This is a genomic window from Micromonospora craterilacus (assembly GCF_003236315.1).
In the GTDB taxonomy this organism is placed as follows: domain Bacteria; phylum Actinomycetota; class Actinomycetes; order Mycobacteriales; family Micromonosporaceae; genus Micromonospora; species Micromonospora craterilacus.
This window is the reverse complement of the sequence record NZ_POTY01000238.1, coordinates 1-10,560: the sequence shown is the minus strand read 5'-3', so window position 1 is coordinate 10,560 and position 10,560 is coordinate 1. Positions and strand designations below refer to the sequence as shown.

General features: G+C 73.9%; 13 protein-coding genes. 1 reads left to right on the top strand and 12 read right to left on the bottom strand.

Annotated features, from left to right (window positions below; all coding sequences use genetic code 11):
* On the bottom strand, positions 1-742 hold a 742-nt coding region (locus C1I95_RS27555; RefSeq protein ID WP_111218073.1), incomplete at its 3' end, for a crotonase/enoyl-CoA hydratase family protein.
* A 463-nt stretch (positions 743-1,205) separates the two neighbouring features.
* Between C1I95_RS27555 and C1I95_RS27550 the strand changes: the two genes are divergently transcribed.
* The gene (locus C1I95_RS27550; RefSeq protein WP_111218071.1) at positions 1,206-2,057 is read left to right on the top strand and encodes a Rieske (2Fe-2S) protein; all 852 of its coding nucleotides are present in this window, start codon (positions 1,206-1,208) and stop codon (positions 2,055-2,057) included.
* Positions 2,058-2,097: 40 nt separating this feature from the next.
* Here the strand turns inward: C1I95_RS27550 and C1I95_RS27545 are convergent, their stop codons facing one another.
* The 11 genes from C1I95_RS27545 to C1I95_RS27495 all read right to left on the bottom strand — a co-directional run.
* Complete coding sequence (locus C1I95_RS27545; RefSeq protein ID WP_111218069.1) at positions 2,098-3,555, bottom strand: LysM peptidoglycan-binding domain-containing protein; 1,458 nt, start codon at positions 3,553-3,555, stop codon at positions 2,098-2,100.
* A 15-nt stretch (positions 3,556-3,570) separates the two neighbouring features.
* The gene (locus tag C1I95_RS27540) at positions 3,571-3,996 is read right to left on the bottom strand and encodes a pilus assembly protein TadG-related protein (RefSeq protein WP_111218067.1); all 426 of its coding nucleotides are present in this window, start codon (positions 3,994-3,996) and stop codon (positions 3,571-3,573) included.
* A complete protein-coding gene (locus C1I95_RS27535) occupies positions 3,993-4,460 on the bottom strand; it encodes a TadE/TadG family type IV pilus assembly protein (RefSeq protein WP_111218065.1) in 468 nt (155 codons plus the stop codon). Before C1I95_RS27535 ends, C1I95_RS27540 begins: the two co-directional genes overlap by 4 nt.
* A complete protein-coding gene (locus C1I95_RS27530; RefSeq protein ID WP_111218063.1) occupies positions 4,445-4,888 on the bottom strand; it encodes a TadE/TadG family type IV pilus assembly protein in 444 nt (147 codons plus the stop codon). Before C1I95_RS27530 ends, C1I95_RS27535 begins: the two co-directional genes overlap by 16 nt.
* 3 nt (positions 4,889-4,891) lie before the next feature.
* A complete protein-coding gene (locus C1I95_RS27525; RefSeq protein WP_111218061.1) occupies positions 4,892-5,089 on the bottom strand; it encodes a hypothetical protein in 198 nt (65 codons plus the stop codon).
* A gap of 26 nt (positions 5,090-5,115) precedes the next feature.
* Positions 5,116-5,937 carry a type II secretion system F family protein gene (locus tag C1I95_RS27520; RefSeq protein ID WP_111218077.1) on the bottom strand — a complete coding sequence of 274 codons (822 nt, stop codon included), beginning with the start codon at positions 5,935-5,937 and terminating at the stop codon, positions 5,116-5,118.
* A gap of 35 nt (positions 5,938-5,972) precedes the next feature.
* Positions 5,973-6,848 (bottom strand): type II secretion system F family protein, encoded by an 876-nt coding sequence (locus C1I95_RS27515; protein WP_111218075.1) that lies wholly within the window; start codon positions 6,846-6,848, stop codon positions 5,973-5,975.
* A 30-nt stretch (positions 6,849-6,878) separates the two neighbouring features.
* The gene (locus C1I95_RS27510; protein WP_111218059.1) at positions 6,879-8,402 is read right to left on the bottom strand and encodes a TadA family conjugal transfer-associated ATPase; all 1,524 of its coding nucleotides are present in this window, start codon (positions 8,400-8,402) and stop codon (positions 6,879-6,881) included.
* Positions 8,392-9,192, bottom strand: coding sequence for a CpaE/TadZ family protein (locus C1I95_RS27505; protein ID WP_111218057.1), 801 nt, complete (start codon positions 9,190-9,192; stop codon positions 8,392-8,394). Before C1I95_RS27505 ends, C1I95_RS27510 begins: the two co-directional genes overlap by 11 nt.
* Positions 9,193-9,194: 2 nt before the next feature.
* Positions 9,195-9,851 (bottom strand): SAF domain-containing protein, encoded by a 657-nt coding sequence (locus tag C1I95_RS27500; protein ID WP_111218055.1) that lies wholly within the window; start codon positions 9,849-9,851, stop codon positions 9,195-9,197.
* A partial coding sequence (locus tag C1I95_RS27495) for a hypothetical protein (RefSeq protein ID WP_111218053.1) occupies positions 9,848-10,560 on the bottom strand: 713 nt, incomplete at its 5' end. The genes C1I95_RS27500 and C1I95_RS27495, both read right to left, overlap by 4 nt.

Below are 10,560 nucleotides of genomic sequence, written 5' to 3'. Positions count from 1 at the left end.
GGCCGGCGCCGGCGGTGAAGCGGGCGGCGCCGTCGAGGGCGTCGGCGGCTAGGGAGGCCATGCCGTAGGTGAGTTCGGTGGCTAGGGCCTCGGGCTCGGGTTGGGCGGCGGTGGCCAGGATCGAGGCGCGGTCGTTGCGTAGGCAGGTCTGCGGATGTCGGGCGATTTCGGCGGCCAGGTGCTCGGCCGCCGTCCGGGCCTCGCCCGCTGGAACCAGCCGGTTGACCAACCCCATCGCGTACGCCTCCTCGGCCGGGACCGGACGGCCGGTGAGGATCAGGTCCATCGCCCGACTCTCGCCGATCAGCCGGGGCAGCCGGACCGTCCCACCGTCGATCAGCGGCACCCCCCACCGTCGACAGAACACCCCGAGCACCGCGTCGGACTCGGCGACCCGCAGGTCGCACCAGAGCGCCAGCTCCAGCCCGCCGGCCACCGCGTACCCGGAGATCGCCGCGATCACCGGCTTGCTGAGGATCATCCGGGTCGGGCCCATCGGGCCGTCGCCGTCGGGCTCGACCCGGTTGCCGCGCGGCGTACCGATCGCCTTCAGGTCGGCACCCGCGCAGAACGTGCCGCCGGCTCCCCAGAGCACCGCCACCGCGGCCTCGGGGTCGGCGTCGAACGAGCGGAACGCGTCGGCCAGGGCCCGCGCGGTCGGGCCGTCGACGGCGTTCCGTGCCTCCGGCCGGTCCAGGATCACCGTGGTCACCGGCCCGTCACGCTCCATCCGTACCGCCATCGCACCAGCATGACGGGTGGAGCCGCCGTCAGACTCTTCCTGGTCGTATCCCGTGGCAGCACTGTGGAGCTTTCGCGTCTCCTCTCCGAAGCTGCGAGGCAAGCCGTCGGCGCTCCGGGGCGACGGCGACCTGACCGCAGTCCTCGTGCCTGCACTTCCACACCCGGCCCATCCGGCGGCCACCGCCGGAGGCTGGCCGGGTGGAGCCTGCGAGGGCAGAGCTTGCGGCGGTGACCGATGAACAGCTCATCGACGACGTACGTGCGGCAGCCGCCGCCCTCCTACGCGGGTGCCCGGGCGGGCGCTGAAGCTTCCACCCGATCCAGGATCCAGTGGCGTCCCGGGCGCTCCGAGGCCACTCGATCCTGGATCGAGCGCGATCATGAGGAGGTTCGGACGCCGCTGGCCAAGATTTGCCCGGGACGACCGGTTTATCACCGGGTACGGCGGGAAGTCGGGTCGGGTGCGAGCGTTGTTGACGAAGATCGAGCAAGCCTCCGGCCTGGACCGGATCGGTGACCGGTTGCAGCGTGTGGTGCAGGGCGTGCTGCGACCGCAGCGGGTCCGGGACGCGCTGCACGGCGTATGGCTGGGGCATCCGCTGCACCCGGCGATGGTGCAGGTGCCGGTCGGTGCCTGGATGAGCGCGGCGGTGCTGGACCTGATGCCCGGCCAGCGGCGGGCAGCCACCACGCTCACCGCGATCGGCACCATGAGCGCGGTGCCGGCAGCGGTCGCCGGGCTGAACGACTGGGCGGCCCTGGCCCGTGACCAGCGTCGGGTCGGGCTGGTGCACGCCGCGTCGAACACCGTCGGGTTGGCGCTGTACGGCAGCTCGGTGGCCGCGCGGCTGGCCGGCCGGCACGGCCTCGGCCGTACGCTGGGCTGGCTCGGGCTCGGCGCGGTCAGCGCCGGGGCGTATCTCGGTGGGCACCTGGCCTACAAGCAGGGAGCCCAGGTGAACGTGAGCGTCTCCGACCTGCACCTGATCAGCGACGGCTGGCATTCGATCGCCGAGATGGCCAGCCTGCCGCAGCGGAAGCTGGTCACCCGCAAGGTGGACGAGGTGTCGCTGGTCCTCTACCGGCACGGCGACGAGGTCACCGTGATGCTGGAGCGCTGCCCGCACCAGAGCGGCCCGCTCGGCGAGGGCGAGGTGACCGAGATCGACGGGCACGCGTGCGTGGTGTGCCCGTGGCACGGCAGCACCTTCCGCCTGAACGGCGGCGAGGTGGTGCACGGCCCCTCCTCCAACGACCAGCAGATCCTGCCCACCCGCATCGTCGACGGCCGGCTGGAAACCCGTCTCCCCTGACTGCCCGCAACGGGCACCGGCCGTCGGTCGACGCGACGGATCAGTCCTTGCGGTGTCGGCCGACCGGCAGTTCGTGCAGCGGGTTGGCCGGACCGCGCCCACCGCGTACCGCAGGGTCGCTGGTTGCCGGCAGAACCGTCTGATGCGGCCCGGCGGGCCTACGGCGCATGCCCAGTACCGCGCCGATCTGCGCACCGACGATGCTGGCCACGGCCAGCACGGCGGAGACGGCGAGCGGACGGTTCACCCGGTCGGGTTCGCCGGCTCGGGCCGCGCCGACCGTCACCAGTGGCGGCTCGCCGTCCGTCAACTTGCCGCGGGGCGGAGCCGGCTGCCGCCCGGGCTCGTTCGGCGTCGCGGTCGCGCCGGCACCCGGCTGCCCCGGCTGTCCCGCCGTTCCGCCTGGCTGCCCAGGCTGTGTCGTTCCGCCAGGCTGTGCCGTTCCGCCCGGCTGTCCGGGCTGTGCGGTGCCGCCCGGCTGCGGAGCCGTACCGCCCGGCCTCGACGGTGAAGGTGGCGTGCCTGCGGCCCGCTCCGGTGCGGCTGGTCCCGGCGAGGGTCGTACCGCGTCGGGGGTGACCAGGCGGCCGGTGGCGTGTGGTCGGGCTCCCTGGTCACGGGCCTCCGCGGGCAGCTTGATCAGCTGCCCGGGCCGGATCCGGTCCGGGTCGCGCAGCTTGTTGAGCGCGGCCAGCTCGCCGTAGTCGTCGAAGTCGTCGAGGTACCGGTCGGCGATCCCGCCGAGGTAGTCCCCCTTGGCCACCTTGTAGACCGGCCTGTCGACGGGCTCGCCAACCCGGTCGCCCGGACCCGCCGCCGTCACCGGACCCGCCGCCGTCACCGGACCCGCCGCCGTCACCGGACCCGCCGCCGTCACCGGACCCGCCGCCGTCACCGGACCCGCCGCCGTCACCGGACCCACCGCGGTCACACCTGCCGTCGTCCCCGGACCCGCTGCCGCTGCGAAACCCGCCGCGTGCCCCATCGTCGCCGCAGGAGCTGTGCCCGCGTACCCCACCGCCGTTGCAGTTGCCGCTGGCGGAGCGAGCGCCACGTTGGCCGTCGGCGGGGCGGCGTGCATCGGGGTGGCGTACGCCGTGGTGGCCGCGGCGGCGGCCGGGCTGGCGGCGAGGATCAGCGCGACCGACCCGACCAGCGCCGCTGCCGCCCGCTGCTGCCGGCCCATCCCGGGCAGCCGTGGCGCTGGCCGGCGCAGTGCCTGTGCGCCGAGTTCCACGAGCACGGAGAGGGCGAACGTGGCCCAGCCGAACCAGCCGGCGACCGCCAGTGCCCGCAGGAAGAGCTGCCCGTCGTCGCGGCTGGTCAGTGCGGTGCCGACCTCCGATAGCGTGGGTACGTGGTCGGGCAGCGGGTTGCCGGCGAAGGCCAGCAGCGCGACCGGCCCCCCGACCAGCAGGCCGACCAGCACGACCAGCGCACCGAACCCGGTCAACATGCGACCGATCCGCCGTACGGCGGTACCACCCGATGCGGTCATGGCAACCTTCCTTCCCTAGGGAACCCCGGTCAGCGCCCGCGCGGTCGCCTCGCCGGTGACGGAGACGGTGTTGGAGAAGCCGAAGAGGCCGAGCATGGCCCGGCCGTAGGTGATGGTGACGCGTACCCGGATCAGGGTTTCGCCGTCGACCACCGGAAAGCTCACCGTGTGGCTGCTGACCCCGGCCGCGGAGAGGTAGTCCGCGACGGCCCGGCGGGCCTGCGACTGGTTGATCCGCTTCGGCCCGCCCTCGATCGCGGTCGCCAGGTCGATGGCCTGGCCGCCCGCGCGGGCCGCCTCGGCGGCCAGGTTCTCGGCGCGCTGGAGGGTACGGAGCTGACCCGCACCGTCGAACGCCATGCCGATGATGCCGAGTACACCGACCATCGCGATGGCGAGGAAGATGCTGACCCGCCCGGCGTCGCCCCGCCCGGCCGTCATCCCCGGCTCCGGTAGCGGTCCAGCGGTGAGGTGAACGACGCGGTGATCCGGTTCCCCGCCGGCATGCTCTTCAGGGCGGGCAGCCTGATGTCCTGGTAGGACACGGTGCAGGCGATCTCCACCGTGACCGTGGCGTCCTGCCCGACGGCGCTGCGGAACGCCGCGTTAAAGGTGGTGGACCGGCCGTCGACCGAACCGCGGAAGGTCACCGCCGGGGTGCCGGCGCAGGAGATTCCTCGCCAGTCGAGCTGGCGGCGGGCCGCATCCCGGGCCTCCCGGCGGGCGGTGGTGGCGTCCCGGGAGATCGAGGCCGCCCGGGCCGCATCGTGCGCGGCGGCCTCCAGCGCCGCGCTGGCCACCGCGGTACGCCCGGCCACGCCGCCCAGCACCATCAACGCCACGAAGGCGGGTGCCAGGACGGCCACCTCGATCGATACCGAGCCCCGGCTCATGGTGCGGTCCATCGTTCCGCCGTCCCGTGTGCGGTCTGCCGGACGGAGAAGCTGACGCCCGGCACCACCGACAGGGACCGGCCGGTCACCGTGCACGTCACGTCGGTTGCCGTGGCGGCGCAGCTCGGCCCCGGGTCGTCCCAGTCGACCAGCCAGTCTCCCGCCACCTCCAGGAACTTGGCGGCCCGGGCCTCACCGGCGCCCTCGGGGGCCTGGTGGAGCCGCTGGGCGTTGACCCCGCTCTGCGCGGCGTTGAGCGCCGTGGAGCGGGCGACGAACACGGCGGCGACCTGGATCGCGGCGAAGATCATCAGCAGGATCGCCGGCAGCGCCACGGCCAGCTCGACCGGGTTGCCGCCCCGCTCCCGGTCGCCGGGCAGTCGGGGATGCCGGGTGGCCTGGACCACCCGGCACCATCCGGCGGACAGGGAACGGAGCATGGGTCACTTCGGGTTTTCGTGCTTCGGGATGTTGGTCATCCAGTCGTTGGCCGCGCCGAGGGCGGCGGCGGTCACCGCCATCGCCACGGCCACCAGGCCGAAGATGATCACGGCGGTGGGTACCGGGCTGTCGCCACGGTCGCCGCGCAGCTCGGCCAGCCGCGCCCGCAGCGCGACGTGCAGGTAGGTGAGGACGGACATCGGTGCTCCTTCGTTGGGGGTCGGTTTCAGAGGCGGGCCAGGAACGGGTAGATGGCGAAGCCGAGCAGGACGAAGACCAGCAGCGCGCCGGGAATGTCGAGCCGGCTGGTCACCCCCTCGGCCCGGGCCAGGTTGTCGGTACGGATCTGGTCGCGCAGTGAGTCGGCGCGGCTGCGCAGGGTCTCGTGCACCTGCGCGCCCTCGCTGCCGGAGGACCGCATGATCGCGCCGACGTCGCCCAGCTCCGGGATGCCGATCTGGTCGGCCAGGTCGCGCAACTCGTCCCAGGGCGAGTGCATCTGCATCTGGGCCATCCGCAGCGCCTCGGAGATCCGGTCGAAGACCCAGCCCTCGCAGATCGTGGCGGCCCGCTCCAGCGACTGGACCGGTCCGTGCGCGGCCGACAGCTGCAACGCGACCAGATCCAGGTAGGTGCAGACCGCCTGGCGGAACTCGTCCCGGGCGGCGTCGGCGCGGGCCAGCACCGCCCGATGCGCCACCAGCGCGCAGAGCAGTGCCAGGCCGAGACTGCCCAGCACCGGTACGGCCAGCGGCAGCGCGATGCCGACGGTGAACAGCGTGACGCTGAGCAGGGCCGGCCCGGCCAGCCCGATCAGGGCGGACAGCAGCAGGGACAGCGCGTACTGCTCGGGTGTGCGGTCGAGCAGGGCCAGTTGCCGGTGCGGTGGGCGCAGCCAGCGGGCCAAGCCGCTGAGCCACTCCAGGCGACGGTCGGCGGGGCCGACCCGGGCTCCCGGCGGCTGATGCAGCCGGCGCAACGCGGGGCCGAGCGCCGGGGTCGCCGGCACCAGCTCGCGGACCACCAGGAACACGCCCAGCCCGACCATGGCCCCACCGCCGACGGCGAGGGTGAGCAACACGTTCACGCCACCACCTCCCGCGGGTCGGGGGCGGGCAGGAAGCGGGCCGGCCGGGGTGGCTGGCTCATCGAGCGCACCCAGGCCAGCAGGCCTACGAACGCGGTGCCGAGCACCGCCATCACCAGCTGACCGAACGGCGTGTCGTACGGCTGGACGTACTCGCGGTTCAGCAGCCCGTACCCGATGGTGGCCAGGGTCATCCCGGTGAGGAAGCGGACCGCGAACCGGGGCTGGGTGCGCTTGGCCTCGATCTCCCGTCGGGTGGCCACCTCGGCCGCCGCCGCCGAGGCGATCGAGCCGAGCACGTCGCCGAGCCGCTCGCCCCGGTCGGTGAGGTGCAGGATGAGCGCCGCGACGACCTGGTCACAGACCGGGTCGCCGATCTCGTCGGCGAAGGCCAGCAGGGCGGAACGGGCCAGCCAGCCGGCCTGGAGCCGGGCGGCGAGCAGGCGTACCTCCTCCTGGATCTCCTCTGGAGCGGTGGAGACCGTGCCGATGATCGCCTGCTGGAGCCCCTGCCCGGTGGCGGAGACGTCCTTGAGCCGGCGGGTCCACTCGCCGACCGCCTCGATCCGGGCGATGGCCCGCTGTTCGGCCCGGCCGACCGAGAACAGCCACGGGGTGCCGGGTACCGCCACCGCGACCAGCAGGCCGACCACCGGCAGGCCGGTCAGGAGGAAGGCCAGCGCACCGGCGACCAGTGCGCCGAGCAGCAGCGCCTGGTGCGCCCGCTGCTCGCGGAGGGTGGTGCCGGAGCCGCGCCAGAGCCGGCCGAGCCCCGGGCCCGCGCCCGGTGCCGGGCCGGGCGGCCGGCGGGTGCCGACGAGCGCCACGACCGTCAGCACCAGACCGGCCACGCAGGCCGCCCCGGAGACCATCGCGATCAGTTCGATGTCGTTGCGCACGGCTCACCGCCGACCGAGTTGGGTCTGCCGGGGCCGGCGCCAGGCACCCTGGCCGGCCTCGATCCACCGGCTCAGCAGCCGGGCGTCGTAGCCCACCCGCAGCAGTTGATCCCGGACCCGCTCGGGCAGGTGCCGGGGCACCGCTCGGCCGTCCGGCCCCGGGCCGAACACCTGCGTGGTGGTGATCCGGCTGCCCTCGCTGACGCCGAGAACCTCCTCGACGTGCGAGACGAACCGGTGCTTGCGCCCGCCGATCGCGGTCTCGTCCTCGACGGTGACGTAGACGATGAGGTCGAGCGCGTTGCCGGCCATCCGGCGGGCCTGGTCGACGGTCATCTCCCGGCCGTGCGCCAGCGCCAACTCGATGATCCGCTCGCTCACCCCGCCCGGGGTACGCGCGTGGATGGTGCACATGGAGCCCCGGCTGGTGGTCATCGCCTGGAGCATCGGCACGATCTCCCGGGACCGCACCTCGCCGACGATGATCCGCAGCACGCCCATCCGCAGCGAGACCGGGATCAGGTCGGCGATGCTCACCTCGCCGGCCGGGCGGCCGTCCGGTCCACGTTCGCCGTGCCCCTCCCGGGCCTCGAAGCTCATCACCGCCCGGTGCCGCTCGCCCCGGCGGGCCGGCAGCAGCTCGCGGCTCTCCTCCAGCAGCACGTACGGCTCGTCCGGCGGGATCTCGCTCATCAGCGCCCGGATCACCGTGGTCTTCCCGGCGCCGGCCAGCCCGGCGACCATGATGTTCAGCCCGGCCCGCATCGATGCGCGGAGGAAGTCACGCAGCAGCGGGTCGACCATCTCGTCCAGGTCGCCCCGGCTGCCGGCCAGGTCGTCCAGGGTCACGTCGAGGGTGTTGTGCTTGCGGATCACCGCGTACGGACGGTGGCTGACCAGGAACACCGCGGCCAGCCGGCTGCCGTCGGGCAGTTGCAGGTCGAGGGTGGGCTTCGAGGTGGACAGCGAGCGTTCGGTGGCTCCGGCCCGGCGGGCCGCCGCCTGGAGGATCTCCACCAGCTCGTCGTCGCTGTCGGCGATCGGCTCGGCCCAGTCGACGCCGCCGCCGTGCCGGGTGATGCGTACCTGGTCGCAGCCGAGGATGTGCACCTCCTCGATGGTGGCGTCGACCAGCAGCGTCTGGAGCCGGCCGAGGCCGGCCAGCTCGGCGGTGACCTGGTCGAGCAGCAGCCGCTCCTCGCCGGCGGCCATCGGGGTGCCGGCGCGGCGTACCGAGTCGGCGTACTCGGCGACCAGTTGGACCGCGAGTCGGGCCCGCTCGGTGTCCTCCTCGTCGACGCTGAACTCCCGGCCGCGCTGCCACCGGGTGAGCCGCTCGCTCAGCTCCCGGCGCAGCTCGCGGACCACCTGGAAGTCCACTCGTGGCCGGGGCGGCGGCGCTGGCGGCATCGTCACGACCGGCATCGGCGCCGGGTGGTGGCCGTTGGCCGGGGGCAGCGGCGGAGCGGTGGAGGTCGCCCCCGGCGGTTGCCGGCGCGGGTCCGACGAGACCGGCTCAAATCGCATCGGGCACCCCCTGGGACACCGGCCACGCCAGCCGGGCCCGTCGCCGTTCCAACAGGGCGCCGACCGGCACCTCCAGCCCGCGGGCCGCGCGCAGCAGCGGCCGTCCGGCCCGCACGGTGCCGCCCAGGCTCAACACCTCGGCGGTACGCGGATCATGCGGCAGCCGGGCGATCACCGGCAGCCGCAGCGCCTTGCTGATCTCGCTCTTGCCGTGCCCGCCGCCGACCAGCAGCAGCCGTAGCGTGCCCGGCTGCACCCGGTGCTCGGCGAAGTCCCGCTCGATGGCCTGGAGCATGGACCGGGTGCCGGACAGGTCGGGCAGTTGCGCCCGGCTCACCACCAGCACCACCGACGCGGCGCGCAGCAGCGGCCACGGCGGGCCGACCGCATGCAACCGGCCACAGTCGACGATCACGTCGTACGCCGGGTCACCGCGTTCCAGCCCGGTGAAGAAGTCGGCGAACCGCTGCCAGAGCGGGGTCACGCTGCCGGCCTGTGCCGGGTCGACGACGCCGGGCAGCAGCAGCCGCTCGCGCCGTGGCGCGTCCAGGTCGACCAGTTGCGACCAGAACGCCGTCTCCAGGTTGCCGTCGCGCAGCTCGCCGACGGCCAATTCGCCGATGCCGCGCGGGCCGTCCAGTGCGCCGCCCAGGTAGCCGGCGAGGACCGAGCCGCCGGCCGGGTCACACTCGGCGAGGACCACCCGCCGGTGCCAGCTCAGCGCGCAGGCCAGCGCGGTGGTGGTGACCCCCGGCGAGCCCTTGGCCGAGACCAGCGCGATGATCGCCATGCTCAGGCCGCCCGGGTCAGCACGACCGCGATCCGATCCTGTGCGGCCAACGCCACCACGGCGGGTACGTCGCGGACGGCGAGGGCCAGGTAGACCACCACCTCGTCCCGGCCGTCGGTGCTGACCGCGTCGGTGACGGTCGCGGTGAACCGGGTGGCGCTGGAGGAGGAGCCGTTGTCGTTGCTCGGGGTGCTGACCAGCAGGACCTCGTCGCCGGGGCGGAGCTTCGGGGCGGGCACCTGGGCCGCCTTCAGGCCGAGGGCGAACTGCTGCTGCCCGGGGCCGAGCAGCGGATCGTCGGTCAGCTGGGCCATGGTCAGCAGCGTTCCCGGGGCGAGCGAGACGGCGGCCCGCATGCCGACCACGTCGGCGAGCTGGCCGGCCGGCACCGGGTCGAGCCCCTGCCCGCCGGCCACCTGCACCGACACCAGGTCATCCGCGCTGACCACGCTGCCGACCTCGACCGTCCGGGCCACCGCCAGATAGCTGCCGGTAGCCCGAACCGAGGTGACCGCGAACGCCGAGCCCAGCCCGCCGAGGGCGATCAGCAGCACGGCCAGGCCGAGCAGCCCGGGGCGTACCCGGCGTTGCCGGACCACCCGGGGTGGCGCGATCGGCGCGTCCACCGGAGGGGTTCCGTTTCGGGTCGCCACACTCATCGGGTCACCACCTGAAGCTCGTTGATCTGGATCTCGACCGTGCCGGTGGTGCGGGTGACGCCCGGGATGTTCCCGGTCTGGCCGCTGCTGCTGCGCCACTCCACGCTCCAGTGCGTGGTCGCCTGGACCCGGTACTTCCCGGCCTTGGGGTAACCGCTGTCGTAGCCGCAGTCGGGGGAGGGCTTGCCGGCGTGCGGGCCCTTGGCGTCATACCGGGTGCCGGGGCCGTCGCAGGCGACCGTGGCGCGGTTGCCCATGTCCCACACGACCTGGTCGACCTTGGCCGTGATGGTGACCGTCAGGCCGCGGTCCGAGGCGGAGGCGCTCAGCGGGCCGAACTGGTTGGCGCCGCGTTCGGCCCACATCCAGACCGGCAGGCCGACCAGCCCGGGGCCGATGTCCTTCCGCGGCGCGACGGAGGCTCGGGGTGCGAGCAGGCTGATCGAGGCGAACGCCCGGCGGGCCAGTTCCTCCGGGTCCGGCGGGGCGCCGAAGCCCGGCGGCGGCTCGGACAGCAGCACGGTGCTGTAGTCGAACCCCGCGTCGCTGATGCAGGTACGCATGTACCACTGCGAGCCCGCTGGGGCCTCCTGCTGCGGCGAGGCCAGCTTGTAGTAGCAGCCGTTGCTGAACCAACCCCGCTCCTCGTCGTAGCAGGCGACCGTGCGCCCGTTCCACTCGCAGGTGCCGCCGCCCCCGCCGTTTCCGT